Genomic DNA, 18,132 nt, shown 5'->3' with positions numbered 1-18,132 from the left:
GGAGAGTGCACGGTGTTTCGCTCCGGAACTGTGCCGTCGGACCAAAGAGTTCGGGCGGGCTTGGGTTCATCGCGACACGCTCGCTGCGCGAGCTATTCGATGAACGTGGGTCAGAGGTGTTCGAGCTGGGCGGTACCGGCGGAGAACTCGGCGATGGCTAGTTCGATGGTGGGCAGGTCGGTATCGAGCTGGGAGATCTTGTACGCCAGGCCGATGGGGGAGCAGAGCAGCCGCGGTTCGGCCTCGTCGGTGACCACGAAGCGGACCTCATCCCAGGCGTACTGCTTGCCGCGGGGGAAGACCGCGCCCTCGTCGTCGATCGCGAAAGCCAACGGTGGTTGGGAATGCGCGGCCTTGCTGCGGCGGCGGTGGTCCCATCCCGCGTACATGCCATAGAGACCGGAGAAGATCACCACCGCGGCGAAGAACAGCGACCAGCCCCGCGGATCGCGGACCAGCAGCACCACCCCGACGACAGCGATCACCAACCCGGGAACGAGCAACAATGCCGAACCGATCGGACCGGTCCAGAACCGGCGGTACGCCTGCTGGCCATCGGGGTTGATCCCGACCACGAGTTGAGTCATCGGCGGCGGTAGATCTCCGCATCCAGCCGGTGCGGATCGACCTCCAGCAGCTTCCGGTCCCAATCCGCCAGATCGGCGGCCAGGGCGTACGTCTCGTTGAGGAAGGCGAGCAGAGTCCGTTCGGGATCCTGGCTCTGCCGCACCTCGGCATAGGGCAGGATCCATTCGCCCATCGACTCGTCGTAGCTGCCGACACTGACTTTGCCCTCGGCGTACCCCTTGGGCACCGGATAGGTGTAGGCGTAGAACGAGCCCTCCGCGGAGCCACCGGACCAGAAGCCGGCGCTGGCGTTCTCGCGGGACTCGGCCTCCGCCATCACCCACGGCGGGCAGGCCGGCGGCCCGGCGCCCTCGTGCCTGGGTGCGCCGCGGCCCGAGTAGCGCACGCAGGACAGGTCCATCGAGCCCCAGAAGAGCTGGACCGGGCTGTCCTTGCCGGCGAATCCGGCCCGCCATTCCTCGAAGACCCGGTTGGCCGCGAGCAGTTGCCGCCACCAGGTGTGCACCGCATCCGGGTCGTAGGACTTGTGCTCGGTGTCCTCGGCGAAGGGGACCGCCGGCGCCACCTCGTTCGGGCTGGGCACGATGACGCATTCGAGCTGCAGCGCCTGCAGCGCGTCCATGGTGGCGGCATAGAAGTCGGCCACCGTGCGCGGCTTCAGCTCGACCGTCCCGCTGGTCCCCGCGGTGGAGCGCAACACCAGTTGATGATCGAGGAAGTCGAACTCGGCGTCGAAACCCTGGCTGCCCTGATGCATCAACCGGGTCCGCAGGCCGCGGGGGCTGACGGTGTAGGTGACGTTCCACCAGTGGTTGATCAACGGCGTGGAGACCATCTCGATCTTCCCGACGATCTGCAGCCACATGTGCAGCGTCTCCCGGGTGTCGGTCCAGCTGTCGACCTCGAGTGCCGGCCAGTCGTTGCTCATGGTGAACCCCCTCGCGGATCGCACGCCGATCCGCTCTCCAACTTAGTGGTACGCGGTGGTCAGTGCCCGCCGGACGCCGTCCGGATCCTCCAGCGGCGCGAGGTGGCCTGCCTCGGCCAGCAGCGTCAGCTCGGGTACGCCGGGCAGGGCGTCCCGCAGCCGATGAGCCTGCTCCACCGGGATCCACGGGTCCCGCTCACCCCAGCCGATGGCGACCGGGCAGCGGACCGCGCCGAGCCGCTCGACCAGTGGCCGGGTCTGCTCGGGGGAGAGCTGTGCGATCTGCCGATAGAACGCCGGGCGGCCCGCCTCGCTGAGCCAGGGCTCGGTCAGCCCGGCCAGCACCGGTTCGGGCAGTTCCCGGTGCGCCGCCCCGGCGATGTATTCGCGCACCAGCGCCCGATGCAGGTTCGGTGGAAGCTGGGCAAAGACCGCGGCGTGCTCGGCGACCAGCCGGAAGAAGGGCGACCCCCACGGGTCCAGCGTGACCACGTCCCAGAGCCGCAGCTCGGCGTACTCCCGGTCGTGCAGCAGATGCGCCCCGAGCGCCACCGCACCGCCGATGTCATGGGCCAGCAGGTGCGGCCGGTCCAGTCCCCAGTGCTCCAGCAGGGCCGCCAGTCGGCGCATCTGTGCCGCCAGATCGACCGGCACCTCCGCGCTCATCACCGAGCGCCCGTACCCCGGCATGTCCCACAGGAACACCCGCCAGCCCGCCGCGGCGGCCTCGGCGGCCACCCCGGCCCAGACCCGCGCCGACCAGGGCGTGCCGTGGCAGATCACCAGCTCGCCGGGCACCGGGCCGGCGCCGGGTTCGAGCCGATAGGTGGCGACCGGCACCCCGTCGAGCTGCACAAGATCGGGCTCGGGCAGGGCGGGAAGCGCTGACAATGGGCTGGGAGCGGGCATGGTGATCACGGTAGGTCAACCGATGACCATCCGGATCGCCAGCACCGCGATCAGGCAGGCCGAGGCGGTCCCGGTGATCCGGCGGCCGCGGCGCCCGGTCAGCAACCGGCCCAGCGTGCTGCCGGCGCCGGCCAGCAGCAGTTGCCAGCTCGCGGTCGCCAGCACGATGCCCAGCAGCCGCGCCGCGATCTGGCCCGGGCCGGTCACGGTGCCCGTGGCGCCGAGCATGGCCGCGGTGAAATAGACCACCGGCCACGGGTTCATCGCGGTCAGCGACAGATAGGTCAGATAGGACCGCCGCCGCGAGGTCTGCTGCCGCCCGGTGTTGGTGACCGGGGCCGACCGGAATGACCGCACCGCGATGTGGAGCGCCATCAGCAGCAGGATGGCGGCCGCGACGACGCGCAGTCCCGGCGCCCAGGGGTGCAGAGCCGCGGCCAGCGCGGCCCCGCCCAGGGTCGCCGCCACGGCGTACCCGGTGTCCGCGGTGACCGCGCCGGCCGCCGCTGCCGCTCCGTTGCCGAACGACGTCCGGGCGGTGTGTTCGATCATCAGCACCGCGACCCCACCCAGCGGGATCGCGAGACCGTAGCCGACCCAGAGGCCGGTGAGAAAGGACTCCAGCACCACACCAGCGTCACCGGTCAGACCGTTCGGGTCCATCGAATGTTTCCGAACGGTACCGTGTGGCAGATGGACATGGTTGATCCGCGGCTGCACACCCTGCGCGTGCTCCGGTCCGAGGGCACCGTCACCGCGACCGCCGCCGCCCTGCACCTCACCCCGTCGACCGTCTCCCAACAACTGCAACACCTTGCCGCCGATCTGCGGCTCACCCTGCTGGAGCCCCAGGGTCGCCGGGTACGCCTCACCGCGGCTGCGCACGCCCTGCTGCGGCACGCCGACGATCTCGCGGCCCGCTGGGCCCGCGCCGAGGGTGACCTCGACGCCTACCGGTCCGGGAGTGCCGGCCACCTGCGGATCTCCTCGATCGCCACCGGGCTGGCCTCGATCGTGCTCCCCGCGGTCGACCGGCTCGCGGCGGCGTACCCGGGAATGACCTTCGAACTGCGCGAGGACGCCCACCAGGACCGCAGCCGACTGCTGCTCGCCGGCCGGATCGACATCGCGGTCCTGATCCCGGCGCCGCAGGAACCCGGCGCCGGCAGCGACGTGGTCGAGAGCCGGGTGCTGGCCGAGGAACCGCTGGACCTGATCGTGCCCGCGTCCCATCGCTGCGCCACGCGTTCGGCGGTGGCCCTCGCCGAGCTGGCCGAGGAGACCTGGATCGCAGCCGGTGATCCCGCCGACCAGCAGTTGGTGCTCCGCGCGGCCTGCGCATCGGCGGGATTCACTCCGCGGCTCGCGCACGACGCACTCGAGTGGCGGGCGGTCGCGGCGCTGGTCGCACACGGTCACGGGATCGCGCTGCTGCCGCGCCACACCCCGGTCGACGGCGAGCTGCGCCGGCTCCGGATCGGCGGATCGGTGCGGCCGAGCCGAACCATCGTCGCGCAGGTCCGGCGGGGCACCAGCAGGCAGCCGACGATCGAACAGGGGCTCGCCGCACTCGCAGCGGCGGCCCGACGCCTCGAACGCCCGAGAAGCCTGGAACGCCCATGAAACTAGGCCCTCCGAGCATCTCGACACCATCGGGGTAGCTACCAGCGGCTACCGATGAGGCGTTAGGTTTGGCAGCGACCGACCGGGTGATCCTCGGCGGTCGACGGACAACTTCGGGCAGTGCTGCCGTGGACCAACCGGGTGCGGTGCATTGTCACCGATGTGCGGCGACCCCGCACCCGAGGAGAGGAAGAGTGGTGACCGAAGGCAATGCGGTCCGACCGCCACAGTCCGGGGATTCCCCGGACACCGTGCAGCTGCTGACCCCGGAGGGAGAGCGGGTCAGTCATCCCGATTTCTCCTTCGACGGCAGCGACGAACAGATCGCCGGATTCCTGCGTGACATGGTGCTGACCCGGCGGATCGACGCCGAGGCGACCGCCCTGCAGCGACAGGGCGAACTGGGATTGTGGGCACCCTGCCTGGGCCAGGAGGCCGCACAGGTCGGCTCCGGGCGCGCCGCCCGCAGCCAGGACGCGATCTTCCCGACCTACCGCGAACACGGCGTCGCCTGGGTCCGTGGCGTGGACCCGGTCCGGTTGACCGCGTTGTTCCGCGGCGTCGACATGGGCGGCTGGGCCGGCAACGAGGGCCACTTCCATCTCTACACCGTGGTGATCGGCTCGCAGACCCTGCACGCGGTCGGCTACGGCATGGGCATCGCCAACGACGGCCTGGTCGGCAACCGCGACCCCGAGCGGGACGCCGCGGTGATCGCCTACTTCGGCGACGGCGCGACCAGCCAGGGCGATGTCAACGAGGCGTTCATCTTCGCCTCCTCCTACAACGCGCCGGTGGTCTTCTTCTGCCAGAACAACCAGTGGGCGATCTCGGAGCCGATCGCGCGGCAGTCCCGGATCCCGCTCTACCAGCGGGCACACGGTTTCGGCTTCCCCGGCCTGCGGGTGGACGGCAACGACGTGCTCGCGGTCTACGCGGTCACCAGCTGGGCGATGGACCGGGCCCGCAACGGTGAGGGGCCCTCGTTCATCGAGGCGTTCACCTATCGGATGGGGGCGCACACCACCTCCGACGATCCGACCAAATATCGGCTCGCCAACGAGTTGGAGACCTGGAAGCTGAAGGACCCGATCGAGCGCGTCCGGGCGTACCTGCTGCGCAAGGGTGCGGTGGACAAGAAGTTCTTCGACGACCTCGATGCCGAGGCCGACGATCTGGCCGCCGATCTGCGGCAACGCACGCTGTCGTTGGAGAATCCGGAACTGGGTGACATGTTCGAGTTGGCGTACGCCGACCAGACCAACTACCTGCGCGGTCAGCAGGAGCGCTACCGGGCGTACGCCGAATCGTTCGAACTGGACGCCTCCGGCGTGGGCGAGGAGGCGTGATGAGCGACGAGGGCCAGGCGCCGGCGAAGGCGCAGAAGATGACGCTCGGCAAGGCGCTGAACGCCGGCATGCGCAAGGCCCTGGAGGCCGACCCGAAGGTCGTGCTCTGCGGCGAGGACATCGGCAAGCTCGGCGGCGTCTTCCGGATCACCGAGGGCCTGCAGAAGGACTTCGGCGAGCACCGCGTGATCGACTCCCCGCTGGCCGAGTCCGGCATCGTCGGCACCGCGGTGGGGATGGCGCTGCGCGGTTACCGGCCGGTGGTGGAGATCCAGTTCGACGGCTTCGTGTTCCCCGCCTACGACCAGATCGTCACCCAGGTCGCCAAGATGCACTACCGCTCCGGCGGGCTGCTGCCGATGCCGATCGTGATCCGGATTCCCTTCGGTGGTGGGATCGGCGCGGTCGAGCACCACTCCGAGTCACCGGAGGCGTACTTCTCGCACACCCCCGGGCTCAAGGTCGTCTCCTGCGCCACCCCGCAGGACGCCTACTGGATGATCCAGCAGGCGATCGCCTCCGACGACCCGATCATCTTCATGGAGCCGAAGCGGCGCTACCACGACAAGGGCGAGGTCGATCCGTCGATCCCGCCGATCCCGCTGCACCAGGCTCAGGTGGTCCGCTCCGGCACCGACCTGACGCTGCTCACCTACGGCCCGATGGTGAAGACCAGCCTGGCCGCAGCGGCCGCGGCCGCGGAGGAGGGCACCTCGATCGAGGTCGTCGATCTGCGCACCCTGAGCCCGCTGGACATGACCACGATCATCGGTTCGGTCCGCCGGACCGGGCGCGCGATGGTGGTGCACGAGGCCCAGGTCTCGCTCGGCATGGGCGCCGAGCTCGCCGCCCGGCTGAGTGAGCAGTGCTTCTTCGAACTGGAGGCACCGGTGGTCCGCGTCGGCGGCTACGACATCCCCTACCCGCCGAGCCGGATCGAGGAGGAGTACCTGCCCGACCTGGACCGGATCCTCGATGGCGTCGACCGCGTGATGGAGTACTGATGAAGGTTTTCAAGCTCACCGACCCCGGTGAGGGACTGACCGAGGCCGAGATCGTCACCTGGCGCGTCGCCGAGGGTGACACGGTGAAGATCAACGACATCGTCGTCGAGGTGGAGACCTCGAAATCCCTTGTGGAGTTGCCGATCCCGTGGGCCGGTACGGTCGCGAAGATCATGGTGCCGGCCGGCGAGACGGTCGACGTCGGTACGCCGATCATCCAGATCGACGACGGCTCCGGGGACGAGGCGCCGGCCGAACCGGGTGCCGGGCAGACCGAGGACAAGGCCCGGGGTGACGGGGAGCAGAAGCGTACGCCGAACCTGGTCGGTTATGGCGCGGTCGAGGGCAGCACCACTCGCCGGGCCCGTAAGGGACGTGGCCAGCGGACCGATCCGGCGACCGCCGAGGCCACCGCGGCCGCGCACGAGCAGGTCACCGGCACCTTCGAGATGAAGGAGCCGGTCAGCCGCCGGGCCGATGTCCGCGAACCCCTGAGCGGAAACCTGGAGGGTCTGCCGCGCGCCGGTGAGCTGCCCTCCCCGGGCCACCCGGCCCGGCTGTCGACACTGGACGAGGCGCCGGCGGACAGCGGCGACGGTCGGCCGCTGGCCAAGCCGCCGGTCCGCAAGCTCGCGCGGGATCTCGGCGTCGACCTGAGCCGGGTGAACGGTTCGGGAGAGGGCGGTGTGATCACCCGCGAGGACGTCCAGCAGGCGGGTGCCGGCGGTGGTGCGGCGCAGCCGCAGCCGGCCGCGGCCGCTGGTGGCATACCGAGCGAGCGTCGGGTGCCGATCAAGGGCGTCCGGAAGATGACCGCGGAGGCGATGGTGTCCTCGGCGTTCACCGCACCGCATGCCACCGAATGGGTCACCTGCGATGTCACCGCGACCATGGAGCTGCTCGACAAACTCAAGCAGCACAGGGATTTCCGCGAGGTACGCCTGTCGCCGCTGTTGCTCGTCGCGCGTGCCGCGCTGCTCGCGGTGGGCCGCAATCCGGAGCTGAACACCTCCTGGGACGAGGCCGCCCAGGAGATCGTCTACCACCCGCAGATCAACCTGGGGATCGCCGCGGCCACCCCGCGCGGTCTGGTGGTGCCCAACATCAAGGGCGCCGACCGGATGTCGATGGGTGAGCTCGCCGAGGCGCTCAACGAGCTGGTCTCGGTCGCCAAACAGGGCCGCAGTCAGCCGGCCGACCTGTCCGGGGGCACCTTCACGATCACCAACATCGGCACCTTTGGCATCGACGGCGGCACCCCGATCCTGAACCCGGGGGAGGCCGGAATCCTTGCCGTGGGAGCGATCCAGCGCCGACCGTGGGTGGTCGGCAGCGGCGCCGAGGAGCGGATCGAACCGCGCTGGGTGACCACCCTGGCGGTCTCCTTCGACCACCGGCTGGTGGACGGCGAGCAGGGCTCGAAGTTCCTCGCCGACGTGGCCCGGATCGTCAGCGATCCCGGGATGGCGCTGCTGTTCTGACGAGCTGTCGAAGCCGCCGAGCCGGCGGGCGTACCGGCTGGTCCGCGAAGACCACCGGTACGCCCGGGTGAGGCTCAGTCGTTGTTCTGCTCGGCGCGCAGCGCCGCGGTGTCCTGCTGGGTGCGGACGGTGGCCAGCACGAACTCCAGGGCCATCCGCAGCCCGATGATCCAGAAGGCCAGCGGGATCAGCCCGATGATCAGCCCGAGCAGGGCGAGCACCACCGACCCACCGCCCCCGCCGCCACCGTAGGGGTTGAGCGCGCTCATGAAGTTGCCGAGCACGAGGATCTGCGCGGGGCCGCTGAGCCAACCCAGCACACCCAGCACGATGCCGAGGATGTAGAGGATCTTGGCCAGCGCAGGGGTGGCGTACTCGGTGAAGCTGAAGTCGAACAGGGTGCTGAACAGGCCCTTGGACTGGGAGCCCTGGCCGACCTGCACGGTCTGCAGTCCGCCGGACTGCGGCGGCGCCTGCTGGCTCTGCTGGGCGGTCCAGGCGCCCTGCTCCGCCTGCTGGCCGGACTGCTGCTGGCCGGGTTGTTGCTGGCCGGGGTCGTAGCCCTGGTTCGTGTCGTAGCCGTAGGCCGCGGAGGCCTGCGAACCGGGGTAGCCGGCGGACGGCTGGGAACCCGGGTACGCCTGGGAGCCGGGATAACCGGCGGAGGGCTGGGAGCCGGGATAGCCCGCGGAGGGTTGGGAGGCGGGCTGATCGGTGGGGTGGGGCGAGAAGCCTTGTTCCTGGGGGTTGGACCAGGGGTTCTGTTCACCCTCGCCCGAGCCCCAGCCCTGGGGGTTGTTCTGCTGGCCGGACTGGCCGTACTGGTCATAGGACATGCCCCGCATTCTGCCCCGAGCCGCGGGTCAGGCGGTGGAGCTGTGCGGCGGGCCGCTGCGATTCACCGCAATCGGTGGGTGGCGACCGGGGTCGAGGTGGCATCACCTGCCGTAGAAATTCAGGTCACCTCGAGTCTGAGAATTTCTTTCTGAATTGCTGGCACGGGTTTCGGGATGGCGATATATTGCACGTGCTGGCCCACAAGGGGACCTGGGCCAGAGAGGGGAAGACATGTACGGGGACATTGTCATCGACCCATCGTCGGTGGGCTTCAGACGAAGTCATCATTTCAGGCGCAGCAGGCGACGAAGCTGAGTTGTCCGGACGGGGAATCCGGTCAGAGTCAGTCGCCCAGTTGGTGATGCCGGTTGCTGCCGCAACCTCCACCTGGCTGACGGATCCGCCACAGCATCGTCGCTGAGACGAATCCACACGCACTCTGCCCGCCCGTCCTTCTGATCGGCGCAGCGCCCCAGGGCGCGGTCCGGTGGTCGACATCACGCTTTTCCGCATGCACTGAATTGTGCTGCTGCGGCGATGTGATTGCCGTTTTCGAGTTGGTTCCAGCTGCGCTGAATCATGCCCTGTCACAGGTCGAATTTTCGCAATCAAAAATCAGAAGGGTAAGTGCAGATAATGCCTGACCATAAAAACCACGGAACCCCCAGATCGCGTTCCCTGATCGCCATGTCGGTGATCGGGCTCGTGACTGCCGGGGTTGGAGCGGTCGCGGCGAACGCGGCTGGCACAACGCCCACGCCCGGTGCGGCAGCGACGACGCCGAGCGCCCAGGGCAAGCCCACCGCGACGCAGAAGCCCACTCAGACCAGCAAGCCCACTGCTGAGGCGCCCGGCAAGCCGACCAAGTCGCCCAAGCCGACCAAGACGACGACCACGTCGAAGCCGACGACGACCACGACGACCACGTCGACGCCGACCGCGACCCGCAGCCCCGGCAACAACGGTCAGCTGCAGCAGATCTACTGCAACAAGCTGGGCAACTCGGGCAAGTACAAGTATTCGATCGGCGGCCAGTCGACCGAGCACGAGTACCCCACCGGCCAGTACGCCCAGAGCGAGGCCGAGGCCACCGCGATGCTCGGTGACGCGAACGTCTACTGCCCGACGATCGTGAACCCGCCGACCGCGACGCCGACCACCTCGCCGAAGCCGACCGCGTCGCCCACGCCGACCACGTCGCCGAAGCCGACCGCATCGCCCACGCCGACCACGTCGCCGAAGCCCACGGCATCGCCCACGCCGACGATGACCCCGCCGATGACGCCGAAGCCGACCGCGACGCCGACCCAGCCGGGCAAGCTGAAGCAGGTCTACTGCAACAAGCTGGGCAACTCCGGCAAGTGGCGCTTCCAGATCGGTGGCCCGTCGACCGAGCACGAGATCCCGCTCGGCATCTGGGTGCACGACCAGACCAAGGTGGAGGACCTGAACCTGGGTGATCCCAACGTCGTCTGCCCGGCCCTGGTGAAGCCGCCGACCGCGACCCCGACGCCGACCAAGCCGGTCACGCCGACCCCGACGATGACCCCGACCAAGCCGGTCACGCCGACGCCGACCATGACGCCGACCAAGCCGGGTCACACCCCGACGCCGTGCCCGCCCGGTGAGCACCCGGTCCACCCGGGTCACCCGGGACACCCGGGGACGCCGGAGAACCCGTGCCCGCCCGGTGACCACCCGGCACATCCGGCCCACCCGGCACACCCGGACCACCCGGGGACGCCCGGTCAGCCGGGGATGCCGGAGACCGCCGGTGGCCTGTCCAGCACCGGTGTCTGAGTAGCACCAGCCCGAACGCCAACGGCGCTCCCTCCGCGTGGAGGGAGCGCCGTTGCCGTTGCCGGGGCCGCGAGTTCAGTCGCCGAACTGGGCCAGCAGGGCCTCCACCGAATCCTTGCCGAGCTGGTTGGCGGCCAGCGGGCTGTCCCCGGTCAGCAGGTTCCGGTCACGGGTGGTGGCACCACTCATGTCGTCGTTGACGACCTCGATCCCGTCCTTGCGCAGCGTCTCCCCGAGCTTCCACGGCATCGGGCCGGGCAGGTACCCGATCTCCAGGTTCGCGCCGAAGTCGAGCGAATCGGGGAAGGCCTCGATCCGATAGCCGGCGAACGGGTTGCTGTCCCTGTCGATCCCGGCGGCCAGCAGCGCCGCGGGCCCGTGGCAGAGCGTGATGATCAACCGGTCGTTGGTCAGGAAGTATTCCAGCGCGGCCTGCACGTCGGTGCTGAACGGGATGACGTTCATCGCACCGTGGCCACCCGGGACGAAGATCGCGGCGTAGTCGTCGAGACCGCCGGCGATCACCTCCGACAACGTCAGCGGCGACTTGAACTTCTCCTTGGTCGCCTCCCAGGTCTCGTTGACCGCGTCATCGGCGTCGGGGTACGCCCACCACTCGAACTTCCCGGGCCCGCCGTCGATGGTGGCGACGTCGATCCCGTAACCAGCCTTGGCGATGTGGTGGATCGGCAGCAGCGTCTCGACCGGATGATTGCCGGTGGAGAAGAACTTCTCATTGGTCATCAGCATGTAGCGTTCCTCGGTCGCGATGACCAAGACCTTCCAGCGCCCGCCGGTGTAGGTGTCCTCGGTGCCCAGACCGTCGAAGTCCGTCTTGTCCGCGGTGTACTGGGACAGCGAGTAGGGGCTCGGGAAGTACGCGTCGTTCTCGGCCGGATCCGGCGTCGGCTTGCGATCCTGGCTGCTCGTGGAGTCGGTCATCTGCAATCCTCTCTGGCGTTGTAGCGCTCGACCGTAGCAATGCCCCCGCGCGACGCAGATATGCAGACGGCGCCCCCTCCGGGTGGAGAGGGCGCCGTCGGTTCGGGGTGTGCGGTGGGTCAGCCGCGCATCCCGGTCCGGCTGTTGTAGACGATCACACCGCCCTGGTAGGACTGGCGGCATTCCCAGGCGTCGCCGTTGGGGGCGCACTGCTCGTCCCAGACCGGGTAGCCGAAGCGGCCGGTCTCCCAGCCGTTGCCGGCCCAGTAGTCGCGGATCAGGCCCCAGGACTGGTGGGCGCCGGAGGCGGGGCTCCAGTAGATCGAGCCGCCCTGGAAGCGCTGGGCGCAACCGCCGTCGCGCAGACCGCAGAACTCCCCGCCGAGCGGGTAGCCGAGCTGACCGGTCTCCCAGCCCAGGTCGGCGTACTTCTGCCCGATCGCACCCCACACCGGGCTGGCACCGGTGCCGGGCGTCCAGTAGATGTAGCCACCGGAGAACCGTTGCCCGCAGCCGCCGTCGCGGAGTCCGCAGAACTCGTCGCTGGTCGGGTAACCCAGCGGGCTGTTCTCCCAGCGGAGGTCCGCGTACCGCTGTCCGATCGCGCCCCAGACCGGGTGGGCCCCGGTTGCCGGGGTCCAATAGATCAACCCGCCGGAGAACCGCTGGGCGCAGCCGCCGTCGCGGAGCCCGCAGAACTCGTCGCTGATCGGGTAGCCCAGCGTGCTGGTCTCCCAACCGAGTTGGGCGTACTTCTTGCCGATCTCACCCCAGACGGCGTACGCCCCGGTGGCGGGCGACCAATAGAGCATGCCGCCCTGGAACGCCTGCCCGCAGCCTCCGCCGCGGAGCCCGCAGAACTCATCGGAGGTCGGGTAACCCAGCGTGCTGGTCTCCCAGCCGAGTTGGGCGTACTTCTTGCCGATCTCGCCCCAGACCGGATGCGCCCCGCTGCTCGGTGACCAGTAGCCGAGGCCACCGGTGAAGGCCTGTACGCAGCCGCCGTCGCGCAGATCACAGCGGGTGGTGGCCCGATCGCGCGGGGTGTCACCCAGCTTGCCTGCCAGCCCGCCGTTGGCGGTCCAGGACCGGCTGATCGCCAGCGGGCCGGTCTGCTGCACCTGCTGGTTGTCGGTGACCCGGACGTAGTCGACGAGCATCGTCGCGTCCGAACCGCTGTTCGCGTCGAACGGGCCGCCGAAGTTGCCGCCGACCGCGACGTTGAGGATCAGGTAGTTCGCCTTGTCCGCCCGCCAGTCGCTGCCCATGTTGGCCCGCGTCACCTCGTGGTGCAGCTGACCGTCGATGAAGAACTGCAGCGTGTCGGGGGTCCACTCGACCGCGACGGTGTGGAAGCCGGCACCGAGCGGGGCGCCCACATCGGTCCACTTCGGGATCGAGCGGAAATTGTCCCAGGACGGCCCGCCGAAGACGTTGGAGAGAGTGGAGTTCCGATTCCACGAAGCGCCCTCGAAGATGTCGATCTCGCCCGAGTCCGGCCACGGGTTGGTGGCGTTGTCGCTGCCCAGCGACCAGAACGCCGGCCACATCCCGGTGCCCTGCGGCACCTTGATCCGGGCCTCGGCGCGGCCGTAGGTGAACTGGAATTTGTCCCTGGTGACCAATCGGGCCGAGGTCCACTGGGTCTCCCAGTAGTTCGAGTTGCCCGCATCGTCGCCGTACTGCATGGTCGCGCCCGGTTGCTCGTACTTGGCCTGGATCGCCAGGTTCCCCTGCCCGTCGACCCACGAGTTGTGCCGGCTGTCGGTGTAGAACTGCTTCTCCCAGTTGCCCCAGCCCTGGAAGCCGCGGCCGACCTCGTAACCCCAGACCGTCGGGTCGGGGGCGGAGCCGGCCGGGCCGTCGAACTCCTGGCTCAGCGTGCCGACCCGCGGTGCGGATGCCCGCGCCGCCGTGCGCGCGGCCGTCGGCGTCGGTGTCGCCGCTGGTGTGGGTGTCGCCGTCCGGGTCGGTGTCGCCGTCCGGGTCGGTGTGGGTTTCGCGGTCGCCGTCCTCGGTGTCCCGGTCGGTGTCGGTGTCGGTGCCCCGTACGCCGGCGTGCTCAACGCCAGACCGAGTGTTGCGGCCAGCAGACCGCCGAGCATGCTCCGTTGCCATGACTGCATCGTCGGACTCCCCGTGTCCTGTGTCCCCGTGTCGGCGCGCCCCGAACAGTGCGCCAAGACGTAGTCGACCACCTGGTGAGCGGCCGATAAGAGCAGTTGCGAGGAACAGTTGCCGGTTCGTTATCTCCGGGTACGCCAACGGCGCCCCCTCCGGGTGGAGAGGGCGCCGTCGGTTCGGGGTGTGCGGTGGGTCAGCCGCGCATCCCGGTCCGGCTGTTGTAGGTGATCACACCGCCCTGGTAGGACTGGCGGCATTCCCAGGCGTCGCCGTTGGGGGCGCACTGCTCGTCCCAGACCGGGTAGCCGAAGCGGCCGGTCTCCCAGCCGTTGCCGGCCCAGTAGTCGCGGATCAGGCCCCAGGACTGGTGGGCGCCGGAGGCGGGGCTCCAGTAGATCGAGCCGCCCTGGAAGCGCTGGGCGCAACCGCCGTCGCGGAGTCCGCAGAACTCCCCGCCGAGCGGGTAGCCGAGCTGACCGGTCTCCCAGCCCAGGTCGGCGTACTTCTGCCCGATCGCTCCCCAGACCGGGGCCGGTCCGGACGCCGGCGACCAGTAGATCAGGCCGCCGGTGAAGCGCTGGGCGCAACCACCGTCGCGGAGTCCGCAGAACTCATCGGAGGTGGGGTAACCGAGCTTGCTGGTCTCCCAGCGCACGTCGGCGTACGCCACCGAGATCGCACCCCAGACCGGGTACGCGCCGGTTGCCGGGGTCCAGTAGATGAGCCCGCCCTCGAAGCGCTGGGCACAGCCGCCGTCGCGCAGCCCGCAGAACTCATCGCTCGTCGGGTAGCCCAGCTTGCCGGTCTCCCAGCCGGTCGCGGCCCACTTGTCGCGGATCGCGCCCTTCACCACGTGCTCACCGGTGTTCGGCGAGGAATAGACCGAACCGTTCTCGAAGTGCTGACCGCAGCCGCCGTCGCGCAGCCCGCAGAACTTGTTGCCGATCGGCTTGCCGAGCGGACCGTACGCCGGCTGCAGGGTGACCGGGACGTAGGCGGTGGTGTTGGTCGGGCTGGCGACCAGCTTCAGGATCGCCGGGCCGGCCGGCATTCCCGCGGGCAGGGTCACCGTCAGCTCACCCTGGCCGTTGCTGATCGCGGCCTCACCGACCTGCTGGTCGTTGATGGTCGCGACCACCCTGGTGTTCGGCTGCGGCGGGGCGGTGGTGCCGTTGACGGTCATGTCGATGGTGTCCGGGGCGACCGTGCTCGGTACGCCGAGTCTGAAGGTCGTCGCCTTCCCCTCCTCGAGCACGTCGGCCTTCGGGGTCATCGACACCGACTGGCGGGCGTAGCTCGGCGACAGCGGGGTGTTCTTCTTCACCCAGTCGACGAACGCCTCCAGGTCCACCCGGCCGGAGTCCCTGGTGTTGGTGCCCTTGCCGAGCTCGAAGAAGTTGTCGCCGCCGGCGATCAGGAAGGAGCCGGAACCGACGGTGTACTTCGCGGCCGGATCCACTGCCTTGCCGTTGATCGCGATCGAGGTGATCCGATCGCCCTCGGCGCGGGAGGCGTCGTAGGTGTAGCTGACGTTCCGCGACAGTCCGAGCTGCAGGTAGGGCCGCGACGGCACGTTGCCGGCGGCATCGCGCTGCCACTGCTGCTCCAGCACCGTCTTCAGCTGGGCACCGGTGATCTCGGTGGTCATCAGCGAGTTGGCGAACGGCAGGATCGAGGCGGCCTCCTCGTAGGTGATCTCGCCGGCGTTGATGTCGGCGCGGGTGCCACCGGGGTTCTGCATGCCGATGAAGTTCGGGTTGCCTGCCGACAGCTGGTCATAGAACATCTGCGCGACGGTGTCGCTCATCACCGACTCGCGGTTGCGGCTCGCGCCGGCCTCGCGGGCGATCGGCGCGGTGGCCTCACCGACGACCTGGGAGCCGACAACCTTCGCCTGGGCGAGCGCCTCGTCCAGGATCGTCTTCACCTGCCGGGCCCGCTCATAGGTGGCCGTGGCGGTGGCGGAGGTCATCGTCGACTTGATGTTGGTTACCGAATAGCAGCCGACCTGCTTGGTCGCCGGGTCGAAGCCGAGTTCGATCTTGCCGATGTTGGTGGCGTACGAACCGGTCTGGATGACCGGACGGGTGACACCGGTCATCCCGGGGACCGGGGCCTGGTAGGCGTAGGTCTGGTGGGTGTGGCCGTTCAGGATCGCCGACACCCGCGAATCGGTGCCGTTGATGATCCGGTCGAACGCCGGCGCCGACGGCGGGGCGGTCGTCGGTTCGGTGGTCGAACCCGGGGAACCCTCGTGGAAGGAGGCGATCACCAGGTCGGCCTCACCATTGGCCGGGTTGCCGTCCTTGAGCTGGGCGACCTGGGCGTTCACCGCGTCCACCGGATCGGTGACCTTCCAGCCCTCCATCCCGGCGGGGGAGACCAGCGAGCCGAGATCCCCGGTGACCGCGCCGACGACGGCGACCTTCAGGCCGGCCTTGTCGAAGATCGTGTAGGGCTGGGCGATCGGCTGACCGGTGCTGGTGCTGACGATGTTCGCGGCGGTGTAGGGGAACTTCGCCCGCGGAACGATCCGGTCGGTGAAGTCCTTGGCGCCCTTGTCGAACTCGTGGTTGCCGACCGCGCTGCCGTCGACGCCGGCCGCGTTCAGGATGTCGATCGTCGGATTGTCGTCCTGCGAGGCGGAGGTGAACAGCGAACCGCCGACCGAGTCGCCGGCGCCGTAGAGGATCGTGTTGGCGTCGCCGCCGGCCTCGGCGCGCAGCTTCTCGATGTCACCGAAGAAGCCGACGGTGTCCGGGTTGCTCTGGGCCAGTCGGCCGTGGAAGTCGTTGAAGCCGAGCAGCGTCAGCTTGCTCTCGTTGACGCACTGTGCCGCCGGGGTCGCCTTGACCTTCGCCGGCGTACGCGACGGCGTGGCGCTCGCGGTCGTGCTCGCGGTCGGGGACTGCGCGGACGAGGACTGGGCGGACGGGGTGGGCGTGGGGGTGCGCGTCGTCGAGGGTGACGGGGTGGGCGTCGGGGCGGCGTACGCCGTCGCAACCGGCCCGGCAACGAGGCCGAGGGCGCACGCCGTGGCGGCGGCTCCCCGGAACCAGCCAGGAATCTGCATGACTCTCCTAGTCAGAATGGGCAGAGCGAACTCAGGGCAGGGCGAACCCGGTGCCCCGAACCACCCAAATGCCTCGGCCAACCCGGCCGCAACCGATGTCGACGATTGTTGGCGGAATGTTTCCTTTGCCCGGAACCCGTCCACAGCCGTTGGACAGGGCAGGGACAGTGGGTGGGCAGGTATGCGGGGGAGAGTCGTCCTCGACCGAGTGACAGTCAGGAGACACCGATGACGAACAGCCCAGAACCGAAGCAGACCCCCGCCGGCCCGGCGTACCAGGGACGACTGCTCGACCGGCCCGGCGAGGAGGTCATCGACCAGGGCGCGGCCTTCGACATCCGGACCGTGCTGAGTCGCCGCGGGATGCTGGGGCTGCTGGGCGCCGGCGGGGTGGCGGCGCTGGCGGCGTGCACGACCGGCGTCGGTGCGACCACGGAGTCGGCCGCGGCGACCTCCGGTACCGCGGTGGGAGAGATCCCGGAGGAGACGAACGGGCCGTACCCAGCGGACGGCACCACAGACCTGAACATCCTCCGGCAGTCAGGGATCGAGCGCAGCGACATCCGCACCAACCTGGGCGGCGGAACACCCGTGGCCGGCGTACCGCTGACCTTCACGTTCACGCTCACCGACATGGCGAAGGGCAACGTGCCGTTCGCGGGCGCGGCGGTCTATCTGTGGCACTGCGACGCGCAGGGGGCTATTCGATGTACACCGACGGGGTCGAGAACGAGACCTGGCTGCGCGGCATCCAGGTCGCCGACGACCAGGGTCGGGTCACCTTCACCACGATCGTGCCCGGCTGCTATCAGGGGCGGTGGACGCACTTCCACTTCGAGGTCTTCGGCGACCTGGCCTCGGCGACCGATGTGCAGAATGCGATCGCCACCTCACAGGTCGCCTTCCCGGCGGACATGCTCACGGCCGTGTACGCGGACGGCCGCTATCCCAACTCGGCAAGGAATCTGGACCGGGTCGGCACCCAGCCGGCCGACGACCGCCTCTTCGGCGACGGTGACGTCAACCTGCAGCTCCCGACGATGACTGGGGATGTGGCCTCGGGGTACGCCGGGTCGCTGCCGGTCGCCATCGACACCACGACCGCCCCGGGCGGTGGCGGGATGGGTGGCCGCCCACCGCGGTGACTGTCCTGCTCACGTTCATCGAGTAGCTCGCGCAGCGAGCGGTTGCCCACGTTCATCGAGTAGCTCGCGCAGCGTGCAGTTGCCCACGTTCATCGAGTAGCTCGCGCAGCGAGCGGTTGCTCACGTTCATCGAGTAGCTCGCGCAGCGAGCGACGGTCCTATAGATCGTCAAGTGGTCATGAGGTCGGTTTTGAGGTTTCGGTAGATGGTGCGGGCGAGGTGGCGTTTGAGGCATCGGATGGTTTCGGCGCGGGTCTTGTGTTCGCTGGTGCGTCGGTGGAAGTAGGCCTGGGTGTCGGGGTCGCGGCGCAGCCGGCCGATGATGACCA

The 18,132-nt window shown here is 69.2% G+C and carries 15 protein-coding genes; 6 read left to right on the top strand and 9 right to left on the bottom strand.

Features of this window, described 5'->3' with window-relative positions; genetic code table 11:
* Window positions 1–110: 110 nt before the first annotated feature.
* Genes BI335_RS12235 through BI335_RS12220 form a run of 4 tightly spaced genes read right to left on the bottom strand, consistent with a single transcriptional unit; the run spans window position 111 to window position 3,088 of the window.
* Window positions 111–587, bottom strand: coding sequence for a hypothetical protein (locus BI335_RS12235; protein ID WP_144009122.1), 477 nt, complete (start codon window positions 585–587; stop codon window positions 111–113).
* Window positions 584–1,516, bottom strand: a complete 933-nt coding sequence (locus BI335_RS12230; RefSeq protein WP_094431255.1) for a DUF5996 family protein — start codon at window positions 1,514–1,516, stop codon at window positions 584–586. The genes BI335_RS12235 and BI335_RS12230 overlap by 4 nt, the downstream gene beginning before the upstream one ends.
* Before the next feature lie 42 nt (window positions 1,517–1,558).
* Window positions 1,559–2,425 carry an alpha/beta fold hydrolase gene (locus tag BI335_RS12225; protein WP_094431504.1) on the bottom strand — a complete coding sequence of 289 codons (867 nt, stop codon included), beginning with the start codon at window positions 2,423–2,425 and terminating at the stop codon, window positions 1,559–1,561.
* A gap of 15 nt (window positions 2,426–2,440) precedes the next feature.
* Window positions 2,441–3,088 carry a LysE family transporter gene (locus tag BI335_RS12220; protein WP_094431253.1) on the bottom strand — a complete coding sequence of 216 codons (648 nt, stop codon included), beginning with the start codon at window positions 3,086–3,088 and terminating at the stop codon, window positions 2,441–2,443.
* Window positions 3,089–3,118: 30 nt separating this feature from the next.
* On the opposite strand from BI335_RS12220, the gene BI335_RS12215 reads away from it, so the two are divergent.
* The 4 genes from BI335_RS12215 (at window position 3,119) to BI335_RS12200 (ending at window position 7,882) form a co-directional block, all read left to right on the top strand.
* Window positions 3,119–4,048, top strand: coding sequence for a LysR family transcriptional regulator (locus BI335_RS12215; protein ID WP_208109261.1), 930 nt, complete (start codon window positions 3,119–3,121; stop codon window positions 4,046–4,048).
* A 197-nt stretch (window positions 4,049–4,245) separates the two neighbouring features.
* Window positions 4,246–5,397 (top strand): pyruvate dehydrogenase (acetyl-transferring) E1 component subunit alpha, encoded by a 1,152-nt coding sequence (pdhA, locus tag BI335_RS12210; RefSeq protein WP_229117624.1) that lies wholly within the window; start codon window positions 4,246–4,248, stop codon window positions 5,395–5,397.
* A complete protein-coding gene (locus BI335_RS12205) occupies window positions 5,397–6,401 on the top strand; it encodes an alpha-ketoacid dehydrogenase subunit beta (protein WP_208109262.1) in 1,005 nt (334 codons plus the stop codon). Before pdhA ends, BI335_RS12205 begins: the two co-directional genes overlap by 1 nt.
* On the top strand, window positions 6,401–7,882 hold the full coding sequence (locus tag BI335_RS12200) for a dihydrolipoamide acetyltransferase family protein (protein WP_094431251.1): 1,482 nt from the start codon (window positions 6,401–6,403) through the stop codon (window positions 7,880–7,882). Before BI335_RS12205 ends, BI335_RS12200 begins: the two co-directional genes overlap by 1 nt.
* A 74-nt stretch (window positions 7,883–7,956) precedes the next feature.
* Here BI335_RS12200 and BI335_RS12195 read toward each other — a convergent pair whose 3' ends face one another.
* A complete protein-coding gene (locus tag BI335_RS12195) occupies window positions 7,957–8,718 on the bottom strand; it encodes a DUF4282 domain-containing protein (RefSeq protein WP_094431249.1) in 762 nt (253 codons plus the stop codon).
* A gap of 706 nt (window positions 8,719–9,424) precedes the next feature.
* On the opposite strand from BI335_RS12195, the gene BI335_RS21475 reads away from it, so the two are divergent.
* The gene (locus BI335_RS21475) at window positions 9,425–10,519 is read left to right on the top strand and encodes a hypothetical protein (RefSeq protein ID WP_166646780.1); all 1,095 of its coding nucleotides are present in this window, start codon (window positions 9,425–9,427) and stop codon (window positions 10,517–10,519) included.
* A gap of 75 nt (window positions 10,520–10,594) precedes the next feature.
* Here BI335_RS21475 and hchA read toward each other — a convergent pair whose 3' ends face one another.
* The 4 genes from hchA to BI335_RS21975 form a co-directional block, all read right to left on the bottom strand.
* Entirely contained in the window at window positions 10,595–11,461 is an 867-nt protein-coding gene (hchA, locus tag BI335_RS12180; protein ID WP_094402378.1) for a glyoxalase III HchA, read from the bottom strand.
* Window positions 11,462–11,580: 119 nt separating this feature from the next.
* Entirely contained in the window at window positions 11,581–13,587 is a 2,007-nt protein-coding gene (locus BI335_RS12175; protein WP_166646797.1) for a family 16 glycosylhydrolase, read from the bottom strand.
* Between the two features lie 191 nt (window positions 13,588–13,778).
* Entirely contained in the window at window positions 13,779–16,658 is a 2,880-nt protein-coding gene (locus BI335_RS12165) for a 5'-nucleotidase C-terminal domain-containing protein (RefSeq protein ID WP_094431245.1), read from the bottom strand.
* Between the two features lie 215 nt (window positions 16,659–16,873).
* On the bottom strand, window positions 16,874–17,173 hold the full coding sequence (locus BI335_RS21975; RefSeq protein ID WP_229117625.1) for a hypothetical protein: 300 nt from the start codon (window positions 17,171–17,173) through the stop codon (window positions 16,874–16,876).
* Between the two features lie 192 nt (window positions 17,174–17,365).
* Here BI335_RS21975 and BI335_RS21970 point away from each other — a divergent pair, with 192 nt between their 5' ends.
* Window positions 17,366–17,803 carry a peptidase associated/transthyretin-like domain-containing protein gene (locus BI335_RS21970; RefSeq protein ID WP_229117626.1) on the top strand — a complete coding sequence of 146 codons (438 nt, stop codon included), beginning with the start codon at window positions 17,366–17,368 and terminating at the stop codon, window positions 17,801–17,803.
* The last annotated feature ends 329 nt before the right edge of the window (window positions 17,804–18,132 follow it).

Origin of the sequence: Enemella evansiae (assembly GCF_002250705.1) — a bacterium.
Classification (GTDB): Bacteria; Actinomycetota; Actinomycetes; order Propionibacteriales; family Propionibacteriaceae; genus Enemella; species Enemella evansiae.
This window is presented reverse-complemented; position numbering and strand designations above follow the sequence as displayed.

Excerpts from the sequence above, each read along its gene's own strand:
- BI335_RS12235 (WP_144009122.1), bottom strand. The coding sequence starts at position 587 with ATGACTCAACTCGTGGTCGGGATCAACCCCGATGGCCAGCAGGCGTAC.
- BI335_RS12230 (WP_094431255.1), bottom strand. The coding sequence starts at position 1,516 with ATGAGCAACGACTGGCCGGCACTCGAGGTCGACAGCTGGACCGACACC.
- BI335_RS12225 (WP_094431504.1), bottom strand. The coding sequence starts at position 2,425 with ATGCCCGCTCCCAGCCCATTGTCAGCGCTTCCCGCCCTGCCCGAGCCC.
- BI335_RS12220 (WP_094431253.1), bottom strand. The coding sequence starts at position 3,088 with ATGGACCCGAACGGTCTGACCGGTGACGCTGGTGTGGTGCTGGAGTCC.
- BI335_RS12215 (WP_208109261.1), top strand. The coding sequence starts at position 3,119 with ATGGACATGGTTGATCCGCGGCTGCACACCCTGCGCGTGCTCCGGTCC.
- BI335_RS12205 (WP_208109262.1), top strand. The coding sequence starts at position 5,397 with ATGAGCGACGAGGGCCAGGCGCCGGCGAAGGCGCAGAAGATGACGCTC.
- BI335_RS12200 (WP_094431251.1), top strand. The coding sequence starts at position 6,401 with ATGAAGGTTTTCAAGCTCACCGACCCCGGTGAGGGACTGACCGAGGCC.
- BI335_RS12195 (WP_094431249.1), bottom strand. The coding sequence starts at position 8,718 with ATGTCCTATGACCAGTACGGCCAGTCCGGCCAGCAGAACAACCCCCAG.
- hchA (WP_094402378.1), bottom strand. The coding sequence starts at position 11,461 with ATGACCGACTCCACGAGCAGCCAGGATCGCAAGCCGACGCCGGATCCG.
- BI335_RS12175 (WP_166646797.1), bottom strand. The coding sequence starts at position 13,587 with ATGCAGTCATGGCAACGGAGCATGCTCGGCGGTCTGCTGGCCGCAACA.
- BI335_RS12165 (WP_094431245.1), bottom strand. The coding sequence starts at position 16,658 with ATGCAGATTCCTGGCTGGTTCCGGGGAGCCGCCGCCACGGCGTGCGCC.
- BI335_RS21970 (WP_229117626.1), top strand. The coding sequence starts at position 17,366 with ATGTACACCGACGGGGTCGAGAACGAGACCTGGCTGCGCGGCATCCAG.